Source organism: Raoultella sp., assembly GCF_039594335.1.
Classification (GTDB): domain Bacteria; phylum Pseudomonadota; class Gammaproteobacteria; order Enterobacterales; family Enterobacteriaceae; genus Klebsiella.
This window is the reverse complement of the sequence record NZ_JBCNNS010000018.1, coordinates 1-20,029: the sequence shown is the minus strand read 5'-3', so window position 1 is coordinate 20,029 and position 20,029 is coordinate 1. Positions and strand designations below refer to the sequence as shown.

The 20,029-nt window shown below is 55.3% G+C and carries 17 protein-coding genes and 4 tRNA genes; 5 read left to right on the top strand and 16 right to left on the bottom strand.

Annotated features, from left to right (window positions below; translation table 11 throughout):
- Positions 1-21 precede the first annotated feature (21 nt).
- Positions 22-225, bottom strand: coding sequence for an LPS translocon maturation chaperone LptM (lptM, locus tag ACZAHD_RS04865; RefSeq protein WP_462455767.1), 204 nt, complete (start codon positions 223-225; stop codon positions 22-24).
- Positions 226-363: 138 nt separating this feature from the next.
- On the opposite strand from lptM, the gene cyaY reads away from it, so the two are divergent.
- Positions 364-684 carry an iron donor protein CyaY gene (cyaY, locus tag ACZAHD_RS04860; RefSeq protein WP_462455766.1) on the top strand — a complete coding sequence of 107 codons (321 nt, stop codon included), beginning with the start codon at positions 364-366 and terminating at the stop codon, positions 682-684.
- Between the two features lie 84 nt (positions 685-768).
- Here cyaY and cyaA read toward each other — a convergent pair whose 3' ends face one another.
- The gene (gene cyaA / locus ACZAHD_RS04855) at positions 769-3,321 is read right to left on the bottom strand and encodes a class I adenylate cyclase (RefSeq protein WP_462455765.1); all 2,553 of its coding nucleotides are present in this window, start codon (positions 3,319-3,321) and stop codon (positions 769-771) included.
- 346 nt (positions 3,322-3,667) lie between these two features.
- Here cyaA and hemC point away from each other — a divergent pair, with 346 nt between their 5' ends.
- Genes hemC through hemY form a run of 4 tightly spaced genes read left to right on the top strand, consistent with a single transcriptional unit; the run spans position 3,668 to position 7,755 of the window.
- Positions 3,668-4,609: a hydroxymethylbilane synthase gene (gene hemC / locus ACZAHD_RS04850; RefSeq protein ID WP_462455764.1), complete on the top strand. Its 942-nt coding sequence runs from the start codon at positions 3,668-3,670 to the stop codon at positions 4,607-4,609.
- The gene (hemD, locus tag ACZAHD_RS04845; RefSeq protein WP_462455763.1) at positions 4,606-5,346 is read left to right on the top strand and encodes a uroporphyrinogen-III synthase; all 741 of its coding nucleotides are present in this window, start codon (positions 4,606-4,608) and stop codon (positions 5,344-5,346) included. Before hemC ends, hemD begins: the two co-directional genes overlap by 4 nt.
- Before the next feature lie 21 nt (positions 5,347-5,367).
- Positions 5,368-6,555 carry a uroporphyrinogen-III C-methyltransferase gene (gene hemX / locus ACZAHD_RS04840; RefSeq protein WP_462455762.1) on the top strand — a complete coding sequence of 396 codons (1,188 nt, stop codon included), beginning with the start codon at positions 5,368-5,370 and terminating at the stop codon, positions 6,553-6,555.
- Positions 6,556-6,558: 3 nt separating this feature from the next.
- Positions 6,559-7,755: a protoheme IX biogenesis protein HemY gene (hemY, locus tag ACZAHD_RS04835; RefSeq protein ID WP_462455761.1), complete on the top strand. Its 1,197-nt coding sequence runs from the start codon at positions 6,559-6,561 to the stop codon at positions 7,753-7,755.
- 527 nt (positions 7,756-8,282) lie between these two features.
- On the opposite strand, the gene ACZAHD_RS04830 is transcribed toward hemY, so the two are convergent.
- The 14 genes from ACZAHD_RS04830 to wecC all read right to left on the bottom strand — a co-directional run bounded on the left by ACZAHD_RS04830 (position 8,283) and on the right by wecC (position 19,994).
- A tRNA-Pro gene (locus tag ACZAHD_RS04830) sits at positions 8,283-8,359 on the bottom strand.
- Positions 8,360-8,401: 42 nt separating this feature from the next.
- Positions 8,402-8,488: transfer RNA gene (locus ACZAHD_RS04825), tRNA-Leu, on the bottom strand.
- Positions 8,489-8,510: 22 nt separating this feature from the next.
- Positions 8,511-8,586, bottom strand: a tRNA-His gene (locus tag ACZAHD_RS04820).
- A gap of 67 nt (positions 8,587-8,653) precedes the next feature.
- Positions 8,654-8,730 (bottom strand) — tRNA-Arg (locus tag ACZAHD_RS04815).
- A 102-nt stretch (positions 8,731-8,832) separates the two neighbouring features.
- On the bottom strand, positions 8,833-10,218 hold the full coding sequence (gene thrP / locus ACZAHD_RS04810) for a bifunctional threonine/serine APC transporter ThrP (RefSeq protein ID WP_462455760.1): 1,386 nt from the start codon (positions 10,216-10,218) through the stop codon (positions 8,833-8,835).
- A gap of 340 nt (positions 10,219-10,558) precedes the next feature.
- Positions 10,559-11,299 (bottom strand): lipopolysaccharide N-acetylmannosaminouronosyltransferase, encoded by a 741-nt coding sequence (gene wecG / locus ACZAHD_RS04805; protein ID WP_462455759.1) that lies wholly within the window; start codon positions 11,297-11,299, stop codon positions 10,559-10,561.
- Between the two features lie 11 nt (positions 11,300-11,310).
- Complete coding sequence (wzyE, locus tag ACZAHD_RS04800; RefSeq protein WP_462455758.1) at positions 11,311-12,657, bottom strand: ECA oligosaccharide polymerase; 1,347 nt, start codon at positions 12,655-12,657, stop codon at positions 11,311-11,313.
- Positions 12,654-13,733 (bottom strand): TDP-N-acetylfucosamine:lipid II N-acetylfucosaminyltransferase, encoded by a 1,080-nt coding sequence (locus ACZAHD_RS04795; RefSeq protein WP_462455757.1) that lies wholly within the window; start codon positions 13,731-13,733, stop codon positions 12,654-12,656. The genes wzyE and ACZAHD_RS04795 overlap by 4 nt, the downstream gene beginning before the upstream one ends.
- A complete protein-coding gene (gene wzxE, locus ACZAHD_RS04790; RefSeq protein ID WP_462455756.1) occupies positions 13,730-14,980 on the bottom strand; it encodes a lipid III flippase WzxE in 1,251 nt (416 codons plus the stop codon). Before wzxE ends, ACZAHD_RS04795 begins: the two co-directional genes overlap by 4 nt.
- Before the next feature lies 1 nt (position 14,981).
- Positions 14,982-16,112: a dTDP-4-amino-4,6-dideoxygalactose transaminase gene (rffA, locus tag ACZAHD_RS04785; RefSeq protein WP_462455794.1), complete on the bottom strand. Its 1,131-nt coding sequence runs from the start codon at positions 16,110-16,112 to the stop codon at positions 14,982-14,984.
- 4 nt (positions 16,113-16,116) lie between these two features.
- Positions 16,117-16,791, bottom strand: coding sequence for a dTDP-4-amino-4,6-dideoxy-D-galactose acyltransferase (rffC, locus tag ACZAHD_RS04780; protein WP_462455793.1), 675 nt, complete (start codon positions 16,789-16,791; stop codon positions 16,117-16,119).
- A complete protein-coding gene (gene rfbA, locus ACZAHD_RS04775) occupies positions 16,769-17,650 on the bottom strand; it encodes a glucose-1-phosphate thymidylyltransferase RfbA (protein ID WP_462455755.1) in 882 nt (293 codons plus the stop codon). Before rfbA ends, rffC begins: the two co-directional genes overlap by 23 nt.
- A gap of 17 nt (positions 17,651-17,667) precedes the next feature.
- Positions 17,668-18,735, bottom strand: a complete 1,068-nt coding sequence (rffG, locus tag ACZAHD_RS04770) for a dTDP-glucose 4,6-dehydratase (protein ID WP_462455754.1) — start codon at positions 18,733-18,735, stop codon at positions 17,668-17,670.
- Positions 18,732-19,994, bottom strand: coding sequence for a UDP-N-acetyl-D-mannosamine dehydrogenase (gene wecC, locus ACZAHD_RS04765; RefSeq protein ID WP_462455753.1), 1,263 nt, complete (start codon positions 19,992-19,994; stop codon positions 18,732-18,734). The genes rffG and wecC overlap by 4 nt, the downstream gene beginning before the upstream one ends.
- Between the last annotated feature and the right edge of the window lie 35 nt (positions 19,995-20,029).

Below are 20,029 nucleotides of genomic sequence, written 5' to 3'. Positions count from 1 at the left end.
GCGCGGAACAGAACGTTATCGTTAATAGTTTACCTGGGACGGGCCGCCGCTATCGCCGCGATCGTTACGATCTGGCGCCGAGCTCTGGATACCGCTATTGACCGGTTTGGTCGGCGGAACTGTCGTCTTTTCTGCCGGAGGGAAATAAAGCGGCCCCTTCAGACCACAGCCGGTCAGGCTGAAGATCGCCAATAAAACGGCAAGCGTTGGAAAAACGTTTTTCATTGATAGTTGCCCGTGATTCACTCTTTCTGCTTTCTATCATCGCAGGAGAAGACGTAAAAGCAAGCGTTTAGCATCCGACTGCGCGCGCTTTTGTTTCGCGCTATACTGCCGCCATCTTCAAAAAAGCAGGGTAGAACCATGAACGACAGTGAATTCCATCGCCTGGCTGACAGCCTGTGGATGACCATCGAAGAGCGTCTGGATGAGCGGGACGGCGATAGCGATATCGACTGTGAGATCAACGGCGGCGTGCTGACCCTCAGTTTTGAGAACGGCAGCAAAATTATTATCAACCGTCAGGAACCGCTGCATCAGGTGTGGCTGGCGACAAAGCAAGGCGGCTACCATTTTGATCTTAAAGGTGATGAGTGGGTGTGCGACCGCAGCGGTGAAACCTTCTGGGATCTGCTGGAGCAGGCGGCGACCCATCAGGCCGGCGAAGCGGTGAGTTTTCGCTAAGCCAGCGTTTTCATCATAAGCGGGAAAGCAAAGCCCCGGCGAAAACACAACCTCGCCGGGGAAAGGATGACTCAGACATGTCGATCAGGAATAGTGCTGCTGTAGCATCGGCGACACAGCGGCATCCTGGCTCACCGGCGCGGCAGCCGCCCCGATCGCCTGGCTGCGGAACGGAATCACCTGAGGTCGACCGTCGACGTCGACGATCTGATAAAACTGCGGCAGGTTGAAGTTGATAAAACTGGAACCGTAGGTGAAACGATCGTGGGATGAAGAGTAGAAGCGGCTCACGTCACGCACCAGCTCCTCTCTACTGCCTTCACAGTGATGATAAACCTCTGCGCGATTGCTCTCGTCGAGAATATAGATATTAAATCCACTCTCGTTATCCGCCTCTTCAAAGAAGAACTGAATGATCCCTTCGCTGGCAAATCCGTCCACGACGGGCGGCAGCTTAACGTGGTTGGTTTCCACCTGAACCGACAGACCGTGCAGTTTGTTATGCGAGATGGCACCATAGAATTCAATGGCGTTTTCCAGCTTCTGCACCGATACGTTAAGGCGTTCGAAGAACAGTCCCCAGGTCTGCCCGGAAACCCGCAATGCCTTAAAGCGCCCGGTATCCTGACGGGTACTGGAAAGGCGCAGCTCAATGCACTCGGACACCATCTGCTGAACGCGGGTGCGGATGAGACCGCGCAGGTGCTGACTGTAGCAGAACACTTCAACGCTATCCGGCGGCGCCGCATCCTGATGCATTTTACCCAGAATCGTTTTTAGCGCTTCGATCATCGCCTGCTCGCCGTTAAAGTGCAGGGTTCGTACTTCGTTCCACGAGTTACGGTACAGCAGATCGACGCTGCCGATTAAGCACTTCTGCTCTTCGCCGAAGCTAAAGACATCCAGTTTACGGAAGTCAAAATGCACGACCTGATTACGGAACGCCGCCGTCGGGTCATATTCGAGATTGACGATAATCGCCAGGTGGCGGATTTCACAGGGGCTATACAGCGCTTTGGGCGTTGGCGACGGCAGTCGCAGCGGGAAATGGTGCGAAACATCGGCGACCATCTCCTGAAGCTTCGCGAGATCGACGATGCCGTTGCCCTTAATAAACAGGCGAGTACGTGACGTCAACAGGCCGTTAAACCAGGCCCAGGCCACCAGCTTATTAAGATAACGGTTATATTCCAGCGGCTGATGGCTGATGATCGATTCCATATCCGGGGCGCGGTTGTACACATACCAACCGGTACGGTTGGCACGGCCAGGAGGCACGTGGATAAAGGTCAGATTCGGCTCGGAGAGGTCCGGAGAGATTTGCGGGTTCACCAGCGTCACTTTGCCCGGCAGCGCTTCAAACGCCGCATACAGCTTACGGGTTAGTACGCCAATATCCTGCGGACTGGCTGACACGCTCAGGTTGTTACGCCGCGCAAAGCGAATCAGGTTGCGATAGCTTTGCATCATCGCATCCAGCAGTTCATTGTGCGCTTTGCGCACTTCGTCAATCTTCCAGTTAGCCCGGTTGTCCAGCATCATCAGACGCTTTTCATCCCAGCCCCACTCTTTCACCAGGTGGCTCACCACTTCACGACGCCAGCCCACGCAGGCGCGCTCGCGGCTGAGTTTTTCGCACACTTTCAGATAGAAACAGCGACGCACCAGATCGAGGCGAGTGTCGTCTTCGATGGCCTGCAGATAGGCAGTCACGCGCTCCAGCATCATGCAGTAAGGATCGAGCCCAAACGAGACGATTTCTCCGTCGTGCAGACGCTGTTTAATGTCTTTCGCCAACAGGCGGTTGTTCGGGTATTCCCAGGAGTAGGCTTCCAGCAGCAGCGTTTTCAGGACCGCTTTATACGGCGAATCGATACTTTTATAGAGCTGCCACAAGCTGGCACCGAAGTACTCTTCCGCCGACAGCGAGCTCAGACCGCCCAGATCGAGCCACTCGTTTGGCGTCAGTACGCCTTGCGCGTAGAGTCCCATTACGTAATCGTCGTAATGATCCTCTTCGTCGCACGGCACCATATTCCACAGAATGCGTTTTCCGGCGAGGCGCACGGCGGTACGGTAGAACTCATCGAGCAGTAAAATATGCTGGGTTGACCCGCAGTCTTCACCGCCGAGGCTGCCACTTTCGTTATGGCGGAAGCGGTTTTCGTCGATCAGGAAGAAGCTGACTTCAACGCCCAGCGATGCCGCCCAGCTTTCCAACAGGCTACATTTTCGCTGCAGCAACTGGCGCTCTTCGGTATCAAGCCATGCCTGATGACAAACCCAGATATCCAGGTCGGAAGAGCAGCTTTGGCCAACGGAGGAGGTACTGCCCATCGAGTAGACGCCGGTAATCGGCAGTTCGCCTTTCGGCGGCTCCTGCGCCAGCATGCCGCGGTGCAGTTCTAACTCATCAAGGTAGTGGCGTTGGGTTTCATCAGGCGTGTAGAGGCAGATGCCGCGGGGAACGTTACCGTCAAGGTAACCCGGCATCAGCGGGTGATGATAATGTAGTAATGTCGGCAGTAGACTGTAAACCTGCTGGAAAGCGGGTCCCATGGCAGCAAGCGCGCGATCCACGCGCAGTTGGTTGATGGCATCCAGTCTCTGTTTCAGTGTCTCAATATAGAGGTACAAGACATATCGCCTGATGTTCAAAAACCCGTCGTACAATAGTACGGAGGATTTCAGTATTTCAACAAAAACCGTCACCATTTGTCGTCGGTGTGGTTGTGATGAGCTGATGACGGACAAATGGTTTAAAACGTGATCAATCTAACACCTTGCTCATTGACCGTAAAGGAAGATGCGCTACTTACAATTGTAGCACCGTTTACCGCGTGTAAATTCCTCACTACGCTTGTGGCAACCGCAATGGCACCAAACGCAAATAAAGAAGAGCCGCCTTCCTAATCCCACAAAACTAACATCCATAAGGCAACAATGTTAGGATAGTTTGTGGTCGACAATGACGGTAACAAGCATGTTAGACAAAGTTTTGAGAATTGCCACACGGCAAAGCCCACTTGCGCTATGGCAGGCGCATTATGTGAAAGAGCGCCTTGAGTCCTGCCATCCTGGACTGGCGGTGGAACTGGTGCCGATGGTCACTCGCGGCGACGTGCTCCTTGATACTCCGCTGGCGAAAGTGGGCGGCAAGGGTTTGTTTGTTAAAGAATTAGAACTGGCTATTATGGAAGGGCGTGCGGATATCGCCGTGCATTCCATGAAAGATGTTCCCGTCGAGTTTCCCGAGGGACTGGGGCTGGTCACAATTTGCGAGCGTGAAGATCCGCGCGATGCCTTCGTCTCTAATCACTATGCGTCAATCGATGCGCTGCCGCACGGCAGTATCGTTGGCACTTCAAGTTTACGCCGCCAGTGCCAGCTGGCAGCGCAACGGCCCGACCTGCAGATCCGCTCTCTGCGCGGTAACGTGGGGACCCGCCTCGGCAAGCTCGATAGCGGCGAATATGACGCGATTATCCTTGCGGCCGCCGGGCTGAAACGCCTGGGATTAGAGTCGCGCATTCGTCAACCGTTAACGCCAGAGCAGTCGCTGCCCGCGGTCGGTCAGGGCGCGGTCGGCATTGAATGTCGCCTTGATGATCAATGGACGCAAACGCTGTTAGCCCCGTTGAATCATACGGAAACCGCCATCCGCGTGCGCGCGGAACGGGCGATGAATACCCGGCTGGAAGGTGGCTGTCAGGTTCCGATCGGCAGCTACGCTGAGCTGATCAATGGTGAGCTGTGGTTGCGCGCGCTGGTGGGCGCACCGGACGGTTCGCAGCTGGTACGCGGTGAACGACGCGGTCAACCGGAAAATGCCGAGCATCTCGGCGTCTCGCTAGCGGAAGAGCTGCTGGATAACGGCGCCCGCGACATTCTCACCGCAGTTTATGCAGGAGATCCCCCCCGATGAGCATCCTGGTCACCCGTCCGTTGCCCCAAAGTGAAGAACTGGTCAGCCGCCTGCGCGCGCTGGGACATGTGGCCTGGAGTTTTCCACTCATTGAGTTTACGCCCGGACGCGAACTGCCTGCGCTAAGCGGCCAGCTGGCTGCCTTATCCGCAGGCGATCTTTTGTTTGTACTCTCGCAACATGCGGTAGAGTTTGCCCATGCTCGCTTACATCAACTAGGCCAACGCTGGCCGAAAGCACCCGGCTATTTTGCGATTGGCCGCACGACGGCGCTGGCGCTGCATACGGTCAGTGGACAAAATATTCGCTATCCATTAGATCGGGAAATTAGCGAAGTGTTGCTACAATTACCTGAATTACAAAACATTGCCGGGAAGAAAGCCCTTCTTCTTCGCGGTAACGGCGGGCGGGAATTATTAGGCGAAACGCTCCGCGAGCGCGGCGCCGACGTTACTTTTTGTGAATGCTATCAACGTAGTGCGAAGCATTACGATGGCGCAGAAGAAGCAATGCGCTGGCTGTCCCGCGGCGTCACGACGCTGGTCGTTACCAGCGGCGAGATGCTGCAACAGCTTTGGGCGCTGATACCCCAATGGTATCGCGAACGGTGGCTCCTTCGCTGTCGCATTTTAGTTGTCAGTGAACGCCTGGCCAAGCAGGCCCGTGAATTGGGCTGGCAGGATATCCAGGTAGCCGATAGCGCCGACAACGATGCGCTGCTACGCGCATTACAATAACTCTCAACATTGGAAGCCATAATGACGGAACAACAAAACCAATCCGCCGTGGTTGAAGAGACCAGGGAGGCCGTGGACAAGGCGCCACAGCCAGAGAATACCGGAAAGAAAAACGACGGTAATAAAACCAGCCTCGTTCTGAGCGCGATTGCTATCGCCATTGCCCTCGCCGCTGGCGTCGGCCTGTTTGGTTTAAATAAACAGCAAGTATCGCGACAGAACGAGACCAGTACGGCGCTCGCCGAACGGGTGGCGGAGCTGCAAAAAGCGCAAGAAAGCCAAAAAAATGAGCTCGATGGTATTATCAGGCAGCAGGCGGACCAGCTAACCGAGGCGAAGCGTCAGCAGGAGACGCTGGCGAAGCAGCTGGAAGACGTGCAGCAAAAAGTGGCCGTCATTTCCGGAAGCGATGCCAAAACCTGGCTGCTGGCGCAGGCCGATTTTCTGGTCAAATCTGCCGGACGTAAGCTGTGGAGCGATCAGGACGTCACCACTGCCGCTGCGCTGTTAAAAAGCGCTGATGCCAGCCTTGCCGATATGAACGATCCCAGTCTGATTAGCGCCCGCCGCGCCATTACCGACGATATCGCGTCGCTATCGGCCGTCAGCCAGGTCGACTACGACGGTATTATCCTGAAGGTCAACCAGCTTGCTAACCAGATTGATAATCTGCGCCTCGCCGACAATAACGATGACGACTCCCCGATGGATTCCGACAGCGAAGAGCTGTCCAGCTCCATCGGCGAATGGCGCGTGAATCTGCAAAAAAGCTGGCAGAGCTTTATGGACAGCTTTATTACCATTCGTCGTCGCGACGAAACAGCAGTCCCGCTGCTGGCGCCAAACCAGGATATCTACCTGCGCGAAAATATTCGCTCCCGTCTGCTGGTTGCGGCGCAAGCGGTCCCGCGCCATCAGGAAGAGACATACAAACAAGCACTGGATAATGTTTCCACCTGGGTTCGCGCGTATTACGACACGGAAGATGCCACGACCAAAGCGTTCCTGGAAGATGTCGATAAACTGAGTCAGCAAAGCATCACGATGAGCGTGCCGCAAAATCTGCAAAGTCAGGCCCTCCTCGAGAAGCTGATGCAAACGCGGGTACGCAACCTGATGACGCAACCTGCCGTCACCCAGAGCAGCGCGCCGACGCCCCCTGCTCCCGCACCTACACAAGCACCTGCACCAGCGCCACAAGGAGAGTAACGTATGCTGAAAATTCTCTTACTCTTCGCACTGCTGATCGCCGGGATCGTTGTCGGCCCGATTATCTCCGGACACCAGGGCTACGTTCTGATCCAGACCGATAACTACAACATTGAAACCAGCGTGACCGGGCTGGTGATCATCCTGATCCTCACCATGGTGGTACTGTTTGCGATTGAATGGCTGTTCCGCCGCATTTTCCGTACCGGCGCCCATACCCGTGGCTGGTTCTTGGGTCGTAAACGCCGTCGTGCACGTAAGCAAACTGAACAGGCATTGCTGAAGCTGGCAGAAGGCGACTATCAGCAGGTTGAAAAGCTGATGGCGAAGAATGCCGATCACGCCGAACAGCCGGTGGTGAACTATCTGCTGGCGGCGGAAGCAGCCCAGCAGCGTGGTGATGAAGCACGGGCGAATCAGCATCTGGAGCGTGCAACGGAGCTGGCCGGAGACGACCTGATTCCAGTCGAGATCGCCCGCGTGCGCGTGCAACTGGCCCGCAATGAAAACCATGCAGCCCGCCACGGCATTGATAAGCTGCTGGAGATTACCCCGCGGCATCCGGAAGTGTTGCGCCTGGCCGAGCAGGCCTATACCCGCACCGGCGCGTGGAATTCGCTGCTGGATATTCTGCCGTCAATGGCAAAAGCCAACGTCAGCGATGAAGAGCACCGCGCCGCGCTGGAGCAGCAGGCCTGGATTGGTTTGATGGATCAAACCCTGGCCGATCGCGGAAGCGATGGGTTACGTGAGTGGTGGAAAAACCAGAACCGCAAAACTCGCAGCCAGGTGTCCCTGCAGGTGGCGATGGCCAATCTGCTCATTGAGAGTGACGATCATGATACTGCGCAGCAGATTATTATCGACGGACTGAAGAAGCAGTATGATGACCGCCTGGTGATGCTTATTCCGCGCCTGAAGACCAATAATCCGGAGCAGCTGGAAAAAGTGCTGCGTCAGCAGATTAAATCGGTCGGCGATCGGCCTTTACTGTGGAGCACGCTGGGGCAATCCCTGATGCGCCACGGCGAATGGCAGGAGGCCAGCATCGCGTTCCGTGCTGCGCTGAAACAACGTCCGGATGCATTTGATTACGCATGGCTGGCCGATACGCTCGACCGTATGCATCAACCAGAAGAAGCGGCATTAATGCGCCGTGATGGCCTGCTGTTAACGCTACAGAATAATCCTCAGCAGTAACCTGCCCTTCCGCTATCGTCTCTTCCTGAGACGATAGCGCGCTTCTCCGAGCCCTCTTCTGCGCATAACCGCAGACATAAAAAAACGCCTGCACTGAAACCAGCGCAGGCGTTAAAACAGGTCTGTTTGACAACAAAATTGGGTGCTTCACTCAACGTTATGTCCATGGTGTTTGATGAGACGATACGCTTTATCTCTCAAACTGCTTCGCAGCAGCGTGAAGATCGTGCGTATAAACGCGACATCTGGCAGTGGACGATAAGCACCGTAAACGGCTCTGCATCATTCCGGAGTTTATGAGGCCCGAAAGCGAACATAAGAGATGGAATGAGCATCTACCCGTTTATTATCGCACAGGTTCCGTGGAAATTGCATCAGTCACAACAGTAAATTGGGAGGATTCCGGACACAAAATGACGCGTTCACATAGCGCGCGGATAGCCGTTTTTATTCTGGAGATCAGGGAGATATAAGATAGTCGCGGTACGACAGAAAACAAAAAACCCCGCCGAAGCGGGGTTCAAAATTGGTCGGCGAGAGAGGATTCGAACCTCCGACCCACTGGTCCCAAACCAGTTGCGCTACCAAGCTGCGCTACTCGCCGATGTACTGCTTTTTGAATTTTTAGTTCAATTCGTTAAAGTCGTGGTGCGAGGGGGGGGACTTGAACCCCCACGTCCGTAAGAACACTAACACCTGAAGCTAGCGCGTCTACCAATTCCGCCACCTTCGCATTTCACAACTCTATCAAATAATGGGGTGGCTAATGGGATTCGAACCCACGACAACTGGAATCACAATCCAGGGCTCTACCAACTGAGCTATAGCCACCACTGCAAATCTTTTCACGCGGCACTGTTAAATTAACAGTCCACCGCAGCTCAAGCACCGGGTTAAATGGTGCGCCCGACAGGATTCGAACCTGAGACCTCTGCCTCCGGAGGGCAGCGCTCTATCCAGCTGAGCTACGGGCGCTTAGCGCCGTTGCGGGGTCGGATAATACGGACTTCCCCCCCCGCTGTCTAGTGCCTTTTTAAATAAAATTTCTGTTTGGTCACGCTTTGCGCACTTTGCCGTTTATTCCGTCGTTTTATCGACATTTCCATGCCGACCAAGACCAAACACCTTATAGATAAGCGTCACGAGGGCCAGGAAAAGTATTCCGACGAACAGCGACATACGGGTGTCGTCATTAAAGCCCATGCCGATCAGCACGCAAATCAGAAATGCCATTGTGAAATAGTTAGCCCACGGGAACAGCAGCGAACGGAATGGATGGCTGGCCATCGCCTCCTGATGCGCACGGCGAAAACGCAGCTGACTAATCAGGATCACAAACCATGGCACCATGCCCGGCAGTACGCTGGCACTGTAGACATAGACGAAGACCCGCTGCGGGTTGGGAATAATATAGTTCAGACAGGAGCCAATCAGCAGAATCAGAATCGACAGCGCGACGCCCACGGCCGGTACGCCATTGCGCGAAACTTTCGCCATCGCCGCAGGCAGCTGCCGGTTGCGCGCCAGCGCGTAGAGCATACGACCGCAGCTGTACATCCCACTATTACAGCCGGAAAGCGCCGCTGTCAGTACCACAAAGTTGATAATACCCGCCGCCGCAGTAATACCGATTTTCGCAAAGGTCAGAACGAACGGACTGCCGCCGGAGCCAATTTGATCCCACGGGAAAATCGTGACAATCACGAAAATTGCGCCCACATAAAAAATCAGAATACGCCACAAAACCTTGCCCACCGCACTGCGCAGCGTGATCTGCGGGTTCTTCGCCTCACCCGCGGTGATGCCGATAAGTTCAACGCCCTGATAGGAGGCCACGACGATACACAGCGCCGTCAGGAACCCTTTCCAGCCACCGGCGAAGAAACCCCCGTGTTCGGTCAGGTTACCAAATCCGATGGAGTGCCCGCCGTTGCCAAAACCAAAGAAGATCACGCCCAGCCCGACGACGATCATCACAATAATGGTGGTGACTTTAATCATCGCGAACCAGAATTCAATCTCACCATACAGGCGTACTGCGGCCAGGTTTGCCAGCGCCACCAGCCCGACAGCAATCAGTGCCGGTATCCACTGTGCCATATCCGGGAACCAGAACTGCACATACACCCCGATGGCCGTAATCTCCGAGATCCCGACCGCCATCCACATAAACCAGTATGACCATGCAGTAAGATAGCCGAAAAACGGGCTCATATAGCGGTGCGCGTAAACGGCGAATGAACCGGTCACTGGCTCAAGGAACAGCATTTCGCCCATCGAGCGCATGATAAAGAAGACAAATAACCCGGCGATAATATACGCCAGCAGGACCGAAGGACCGGCCCACTTCAGCGTACTTGCCGCCCCCATAAACAAACCCACGCCAATCGTCCCGCCCAGAGCGATGAGTTCAATGTGTCTGGCCTCCAGTCCGCGCTGGAGTTCCGCTTTTTTCTCTGTCATATAACCTCTTGTGTTTGCCCTGCTTCCGGTTTTTGTTCTTCGTCCTTCGAACGGCACGCCTGATGTCTGACCTCACACCTTCCCGAAGCACAGCGCCTCATACCGCCGGAGAGTGACAGGTTTGCCATGGCGCGACCCGCCAATGGTCTTGCCCATATACCGGTTATTTTTATTAATGAATGAAAGGAAATGTCCTTGCCCGCACGACGGCACACGCTACCCGCCGTGGATTAAGCATGCGAATGGTTAATGAATTTTCAGGAAATGGCAAATAAAGTATCAGGCAAGTGAAGACATTACACAGAATATGTATGCAATCTCGCCTGATTGCAGTGGAATATCAGAGCTTCCCGGAATAATGCCAACGTAAATAGCGCAGCAGGTGGAGCTGTCGTTTAATCCGACTCGGCTGCAGCAACAGACGATAAAACCACTCCAGGCCAAGGTTCTGCCAGAACTTCGGCGCCCGATGGACGTGGCCGGTAAAGACGTCATAGGTGCCGCCAACGCCCATATACAGCGCTGCGGGATAAAGCCGCCGACAGTCGCGCATCAGGATCTCCTGACGCGGCGATCCCATCGCCACAGTGACGATTTTCGCTCCGCTTTCTCGTACCCGCTCGAACAGCGGCTGGCGCTGGTCAGGGGTAAAATAGCCGTCCTGGCTGCCAACGATATTCACATTCCAGCGTGCGCGCAGCTTCGCTTGCGTTTGCGCCAGCACTTCCGGCTTGCCGCCAATCAGAAATACCGGCGTCCCCTGAGCGCCAGCGCGTTCCATTAATGCTTCCCAGAGGTCGGCACCGGCAACGCGGGATATCCTGGCCTGCGGATATTTTTTGCGTATCGAACGCACGACGCTGATGCCATCCGCATACTTAAACTCGGCGGCTTCAATCAGCGCGCGGACTTCCGGGTTATCTTCTACCGCCAGCATTTTCTCGGCGTTAATCGCTACCAGCGTTCCCTGACGCAACTCGCCGTCGGCAAAGAGATAATTGAGCGCATGCTGCATGTCACGCCAGCCAATGAGCTGCAGCCCTCGCAGCGTATACTGCGGCGCGGAAGTGTTCTTAGTCATGTTCATCCTTATCAGACCTGTGGTTGCGAAAGTGGTTTAGGCCGCTTATGAATCAATCCTGCGCTGTCCAGGAGCCAGTACAGCAATTTCGCCGCTAACAAGCAGATACCGAAGATCACGAGGAAAAACACCACGCGGGAGCCGAACGAATCCAGCCCTTCTCGCGCCAGCACTATCATGTTGAAAATAGCGCCGAAACAAAAACTATGCAGGATCGCCGCTTTGTAGCGATTGCTTTCCCGATTGCCAAGGTCGTACAGCCAGTCGAACCATTTAATAATAAGTCCTACCGCGACGGCACCCAGCGGAACAAACCAAATGCCGCCCATCACCACCAGCGAGCCAATTAGCGTCGGTGAAATCGCCAACCCCGAGTGGTTGTTTAACACCTCCCAGGTGAAGTAGTTGGCGGTATTCAGCACCATCGTCGGGCGACCGTGCCACATCCAACTGGGGATAAAAACGTAGAAGTCGCGGATCATCGGCGCCAGCCCCTGGAAGGCAATCTTGTCATAGTTTTGCAGCAGCAGCGCCAGATTCTCCCACGGCGAAAACGTATCGCGGGTCAGATAGAGGAAGGTATAAAACGCTTCATCGCCGCTGACGTTCATGCCATAGCGCTTAAGCGCCAGCCAGAACATTCCCACAATGCCCAGGACGCCCGCCATCACCAGCATCCACAGACTGATCCAGCCGCGAATAATGCCGATAAACAGGAAAATGGCGAAAGCGATAATGATATTCGCGCGAGTACCGCCGACGATGGCATAGGTCAGCAGCCCAAACGCCACGGTGCTGAGCAGGAAGAATATCCACGCCTTATAATCCTGGCGCAGGAAATAAACCACCAGCATCGCGGGGATAAAGAAATAGAAAAAGCGCTTCAGCGCCACACCGGAGACTTCGGCAGAGAAGATCTGACTGTAAGAGCGGAGCTTAAACAGCAGGAAGCCATTGTGGGCAAAGAAAATCCCGACGCACAGCAGCGCCACGCCCAGCAGAATGATCCATGTCAGATGCGTTTCCACGCGGTTCATCGTAAATAGCGGGCGTCGCGGGCTGTCGTGCGTGGCCGAACGCAGACGCGTTTTATAGGTCACGTAATAGATCGCATAGAAACAGACCGACACCAGCAGGGTTTGCAATAGCACATCCGGCGGGGCAACGCTGACATCAAAGCGGAACACCAGGATGCTGGTCAGCGGGAAGCCAAAGAAAAAGGTCAGCAGAAACAACAATGAGAAGAACACATTGAAGTTAAAGCGCACGCGGCGGAACTCAAAGTACGTCGCGGTGGCGATAAACAGCGTTGACAGCAGCCAGACTACCAGCAGCCCGCAAAATTGCATTAATGTCATGCATTGACCTCCGCGACAATCTGCAACGCCCGCTGCCAGCCCGCCAGATAGTTCGGCCGGAAGAAAGCAATCTGGTTCTTATCAACGCTTGCCAGCTGGCGCTGGGCTTCACGCACCACGGCAACATCCAGCGCATCGCCGGTAAACAGCACCGGAATATTCTGCTCCGTCATATCCTGCCAGAACGGGTTTTCCCGATTCAGCACACAGGGTATACCTGCCTGAATTAATAAACAGAGTGTCCCGATGCCCTGCTGGCGAGCAAACAGGAAATAGCCCAGATCGCAGCGGCGCAACAGATTCAGATAATCATTAAACGCCAGTTTCTCACTGAGAATCTGCAGGTGTGCGGTGCTAAATAGCGCAGCGCCCGCTTCACGGACCTCGTTAATGTAGTCCGTGTTATTTTCCGGATACCCCATCGGTACGATCACGTTTACCGTATCGCCAAATTGCTGATGGATAGCGCGCAGCGCCGCAATATGCTCATTACTGCGGTCGCCAGAGTTTCCGACCAGAATCGTCAGTGTCTCGGCACGCGGTGCGCTATCGGCCAGCGAATTGAGCGTCGGATCCATGCGCGTCGGAAAATAGAGCAGTTCACCGGGCACGCGCGGATGACGGCGAGCGAACCAACTGAGATCTCCCCGGGTGGCGAAAACGCGCCCGACCCGACTCTGGGCCAGGCGCCGCAGTGGATAGAATAAGCGAAACTTCAGGCTGGGCGAATTTTCATACAGATCGGCGCCCCAGATATGCCAGTTAAACTGGGCAGGACGAATCCCCCCGCTCAGCAGCGCCAGCCACAGCCCGGTATTAAACTGGCCGTGGAAGAAAAAGCGCTGTCGGCGATCGGCTTTTGCCTGCGTGATCACCGCCTGCGCCAGAGATTTTTTTCCGGGATAACAGGTGACAGACAATGCCGGGTAGGCCTCACGGACCCCTGTTGCATCACCGACGACCATAAACCGACGCGCCTGCTCGTCATGGGCGGCCAGCTCCTCGTTAAAGAACCGTAAAACGGTCTGGTTATGGTGTGGGATATCCGATCCCAGTACATGTATCAGTGCTGTCATGCCCGTTTACGCCAGAGTAAAAACACGCCACTACAAAGGGCGAAATAAACAATATACGTAGCCATATACGCCTGCGCTGCGCCAATCGCGCCATGCGCCGGGATCAGCCAGTGCGAGAATGCGGTCAACAGCGTGAACTGGCTGATTTCCGTCAGTATATAAAAACGCAGTGACGCTTTCGCAATCACCAGATAGCCATAAACATAGGCGCCGACCTTCAGCACATCACCCACCAGTTGCCAGGCAAAAAGGTCGCGCATCGCCGTAAAGCGGTCGGAAAACAGCAGCCAGATGGCGAAGTCGCGCAGTAGCCAGACGGTTAAGCTCGCCACTGCCACCGCCGGAAGGACAAATTTTAATGATTTGCCGATCTCACGGGTAATGTCCGATTTGACCGTCAATCGGGAGAGCGTAGGCAGCAGGTAGACGCTAAACGACGCGGTGATAAACTGCAGGTAGGCATCGGAAATGCTGCTGACCCCTTGCCAGATCCCTACCGCCTCCCAACCATAATGATCCGCCAGCAGGTTACGCATCATCACATAAGCCACCGGCAGCGTCACTGAGGTAATCAGCGCCATCAGGGTAAATTTGGAAAGCTGCCCTGCGAGGCCGTTATCCCAGCGCGGACGCAGCGCGCTGAGGGGGATCGTTCCGCGTCGCCATAGTACGATTGCCGCCGGGATCACCACCAGCGCCGGTACCAGCGCCAGCCCAAGCAGCGCCCCCTGGTAGCCCGCAAAGTGATAGCAGGCGTAATAGGCCACGACGCCAATCAAGCTACCGGCGATCAGCGACAGGGCATTACCCGCCGCATCGCGAAAACCTTTCAACAAGGCCAGCAGCAGGTTTGCCCAGGCGATACCCATCTGCACCAGCGCCACCAGCCGCACCAGTCCCTGATAGTGCGTATGACCAAACAGCCCCTGGCTGACAGGCGCAGCCGCCAGCAGAAAGACCAGCGCCAGTAGCATTGAGAAGCCAAGCACCATCGCTGAGGAGGTGCCGACGACCCTATTCAGCTGCTGATGATCATCATGATGCTGCGCGACCAGTTTGGTGACACCATTGAAAATACCGGCGCCCGCTAGTACGCCCAGCACGGTCACCAGCTGGCGAAAGTTACCGGCCTGACCAACCCCAGCCGGGCCAAAGGAAACCGCCAGTAATTTAACCACCAACAGTCCGGCGCCAATTTTGACCAGCGTGGACGCGGCGGTCCACAGTGAAGCTTTAGCCAGCGACATATCAGGAGAAGTAGCTCAACAGCGAATTAATCACCGTACGCTGATTGGCTGATGACAGGTTATAGAATAGCGGCAGGCGCAGCAGACGTTCGCTCTCTTGGGTAGTATGACGATCGTCACCGTGGAATTGACCAAAGTGCTCCCCCGCCGGGCAGCTATGTAGCGGAATGTAGTGGAACACCGCCAGAATTTCCGCCTCCTTTAGCCAGGCAATCAGGCTACTGCGATCGTCAATATCGCGCAGCTTAATATAAAACATATGCGCGTTGTGTCCGCAGTCGGCCGGAATAACCGGCAGATCGATGCGACCAGCCCGTACCAATGGCAGCAAGGCATCATAATAGCGCTGCCAGAGCGTTAAACGTTGCTGGTTAATCTGTTCCGCTGCTTCCAGCTGCGCCCAGAGGTATGCCGCCTGCAGGTCAGACATCAGATAGCTGGAACCGATATCACGCCAGGTGTATTTATCCACCAGCCCGCGGAAGAACTGACTACGGTTGGTCCCTTTTTCGCGAATAATTTCCGCACGCTCGATCAGCGTACGATCGTTAATCAGCGTCGCGCCACCTTCACCACCGGCGGTATAGTTTTTGGTTTCATGAAAACTGAAACAGCCAATATGCCCGATCGTGCCCAGCGCTCGGCCTTTGTAAGTCGACATGACGCCCTGCGCAGCATCTTCCACCACGAACAGATTGTACTTGCTGGCAAGGGCCATGATGGTGTCCATCTCGCAGGCCACGCCGGCATAGTGTACCGGCACAATCGCCCGGGTTTTCTCACCGATCGCCGCTTCAATTTTGGTTTCATCAATGTTCATCGTATCGCGACGAACATCGACAAAGATGATTTTCGCACCGCGTAACACAAAGGCGTTGGCGGTGGAGACGAAGGTATAGCTCGGCATAATCACTTCATCGCCCGGCTGAATATCCAGCAGCAGCGCCGCCATTTCCAGCGAAGCGGTGCAGGAAGGCGTCAACAGTGCTTTGGCAGTTCTGAACCGCTGCTCCATCCACTGCTGGCAGCGGCGGGTAAATCCGCCGTCGCCGCACAGTTTTCCGCTGTCCATCGCGGATTGCATATAATCAAGCTCGGTTCCCACCACCGGCGGTGCGTTAAATGGAATCATCATGTCACCTGTATAACCAGTACGCGGTGTTTTCCACATTTGCACCGCTGAGAATATAACGTTTAAGCGCGGCAGTGTTCCCAATCTGGGTTGCCACCCGCAGTGTAGAAAGTCCGCGACCTTCGGCCCAATGCCGTGCGGCCTGCATCAGTTCAGCACCCGCGCCGCGACCGGCCAGCAGACCGATTCGGGCATCCGTTTCGTTAAGCTGACGCAGTGAAACAAAAGCGCGAATGTCGCCATCAGCGGCACGAAAAATCAGGCACTGGTTATCGAAGGTCCCCCGCACCGCATTTTCAATCCATTGAGCGTAGAAACGGCCGCTGGCATCTGCAGCATACCAGGGAGTGCGGAAGCGACTTTGCGCAAAGGCGTGTGCCGCCAGCGCGCGCAGTCGTGGAATCTCTGCCGCCGTGGCCACTTCACAGCCCGCCTCGGCAGACCGACCGACCGGCAGTGCCAGATCGACTTCGCCTTCCACGAGCTGGAAACCCAGCCGCTGTAGCGCATCCAGCCGCATACAATCATCCGCCGCAATCTTCGCCTGCAAACGCGACCAGCCGGCCAAAACCTGAGCGGTCAGCGGCGGGGCGTCATCGCAAAAGCGCACAATCGCGCTCTGGATGCCGAAGAAACGATTTTCCCACTCCAGGGATTCAATACTGGCGTGGACGGACACGGACAAGATCCAGTAAGTATTGGCCATAGCCGGTTTTTTCCAGGCGTTTGGCTGCCCGCTTCACACCATCATCATCCAACCAACCGTTGCGCCAGCTAATTTCTTCCAGGCAAGCGATTTTGAAGCCCTGACGCTTTTCCACGGTTTGTACGAACATACTGGCCTCGATCAAGCTATCGTGCGTTCCCGTGTCCAGCCAGGCAAAACCGCGGCCGAGCAGCTCCACCGTCAGTGCACCATCGTCGAGGTACATTTGATTGATGGAGGTGATTTCCAACTCGCCGCGCTCTGAGGGCTTAACCCGTTTCGCGTACTCTGCCACTTTACCGTCGTAGAAGTAGAGGCCGGTTACCGCCCAGTTGGACTTGGGCTGCTTTGGCTTCTCTTCTAGTGAAATAGCGCGGAATTCGTCATCAAACTCCACTACGCCAAAGCGTTCCGGGTCCATCACCTGATAGCCAAACACCGTCGCCCCGCTTGTACGGGCCGCGACGCTACGCAGTTTTGGGCTAAAGCCCTGGCCGAAAAAGATATTGTCACCCAGCACCAGACATGAAGGCTCACCATTGAGAAAAGCCTCGCCGATGATAAAGGCCTCTGCCAGCCCGTCCGGGCTTGGCTGAACAGCGTAGCTTAGTTGCACGCCGAATTCTTCCCCATCGCCGAGCAAGCGCTGAAAATCACGTTGATCTTCAGGCGTGGTGATCACCAGAATCTCGCGGATACCGGCCAGCATCAGCACCGACAGCGGGTAGTAAATCATCGGCTTATCGTAGACAGGCAACAGCTGTTTTGACACTCCTCGGGTAATAGGATGCAAACGAGTGCCCGACCCCCCCGCCAGAATAATACCTTTCATTGTCCTCTCCCAGGCGTTCAGGCCTGCAGTCCCAGACGCTCGCCCTGATAGCTACCGTCCAGAACCTGATGCCACCAGGTTTCATTTGCCAGGTACCACTGAACCGTTTTGCGCATACCGCTGGTAAATGTCTCATCCGGCGTCCAGCCTAGTTCAGTTTCAATTTTCGATGCATCAATGGCATAGCGAAGATCGTGTCCTGGGCGATCGGCGACAAAGGTAATGAGGTCGCGATAGTACGCCACACCATCCGGTTTATACGGCGCCAGCTCTTCCAGCAGATCGCAAATGGTTTCCACCACCTCGATATTCTGACGCTCGTTGTGCCCGCCGATATTGTAAGTTTCGCCCGGCTTGCCGCGTGTCGCCACCTGGTACAGTGCTCTGGCGTGGTCTTCAACGTACAGCCAGTCGCGAATTTGCTGGCCATTGCCATAAACCGGCAGCGGCTTGCCCGCCAGCGCATTGAGGATGGTGAGCGGAATCAGCTTCTCAGGAAAGTGATACGGGCCGTAATTATTTGAACAGTTGGTGATCAGCGCTGGCAGGTCATAGGTACGCTGCCATGCGCGCACCAGATGGTCACTGCTGGCTTTAGAAGCGGAATAAGGACTGCTAGGCGCATAAGGCGTCGTTTCGGTAAAAAACGCACCACTATCGTGGAGATCGCCGTATACCTCGTCTGTCGAAATATGGTGGAAGCGAAAAGCCGATTTCTTCTCTTCGTCAGCCCCATTCCAGTAGGTGCGTGCGGCTTCCAGTAGTGTATAGGTCCCGATGATATTGGTTTCAATAAACGCCGCAGGGCCATCAATGGAGCGATCGACATGACTTTCAGCCGCAAGGTGCATCACAATGTCAGGCTGGTAGAGGTGAAAGATGCGATCTAGTTCGGTCCGATCACAAATATCCACTTGTTCAAAAGCGAAGCGAGCATTCCTGGGAACAGGAGACAGCGACTGTAAATTACCGGCATAGGTCAATTTATCGACAACAACAACCGTATCAGAAGTTTCGCGAATGATTTCGCGAACAACCGCTGAGCCAATAAACCCTGCCCCACCGGTGACCAGAACCGTATTCACCGCCACACTCCTTTGGTATCGACAATATAACCCTGCGTCACGCTATCGCCGCTGATGGCTTTAAACTGGCGATGGTCAACCAGCATCACCAGTACATCGGCGTTCGCCAATGCATCATCCAGCAAGGCCAGCGAGCACAGACCGTTAAGTTTCGACGGCAGTTGGTGAATATTGGGTTCCACAACCAGCGTTTCACCGCTGTGCCAGTGGGCAATGTGCATGGCGATCGACATCGCCGGGCTTTCGCGCAGATCGTCGATATTCGGCTTAAAAGCCAGGCCAAAACAGGCGATTTTCACCTCGCTGGCGCGTTTATTACTGGCGGCCAGACAATCGGCCACCCGGGCTTTGACCTGCTCGATAACCCAGTCAGGCTTATGGTCGTTAACTTCACGGGCGGTGCGAATCAGCCGCGCCTGCTGCGGGTTTTGCGCCACGATGAACCACGGGTCGACTGCGATGCAATGCCCTCCAACCCCAGGTCCCGGCTGCAGGATATTCACGCGCGGATGACGGTTCGCCAGACGAATAAGCTCCCAGACGTTAATGCCCTGCTCCGCGCAGATCAGCGACAGCTCGTTCGCGAACGCAATATTCACGTCGCGGAAGCTGTTTTCGGTCAGCTTACACATCTCGGCGGTGCGAGAGTTGGTGACCACACATTCGCCTTCGAGGAAAATGTTATACAGCTCGCTGGCGCGGGCGGAGCAAACCGGCGACATACCGCCGATGACGCGGTCGTTTTTAATCAGTTCGACCATCACTTGCCCCGGCAACACGCGCTCCGGGCAGTAGGCAATATTGACATCCGCCGCTTCGCCAGCCTGCTGTGGGAAGCTAAGGTCCGGGCGCATTTCAGCGAGCCAGGCGGCCATTTGCTCCGTCGAACCAACCGGAGAAGTGGACTCCAGAATCACCAGCGCCCCCTTCTTCAGCACTGGCGCAATCGATTTTGCCGCCGACTCGACGAAGACCATGTCCGGCTCATGCAGATCTTTGAACGGGGTGGGTACGGCAATCAGGTACGCATCCGCCGCGACTGGCTCGGTCGTCGCACGTAAATATCCCTGCTCAACCGCCGTTTTGACCACGCTCGCCAAATCCGGCTCTACGATATGAATCTCGCCACGGTTAATGGTCGCCACGGCCTGTTGATTGATATCAACGCCGACCACCCGCTTTTGCCGGGAGGCGAACGCGGCAGCGGTTGGCAGGCCAATATATCCAAGGCCAATCACTGAAATGGTAGAAAAACTCATAGCGTTACCTGATTATTTTTAAGTGCGGACAAAAT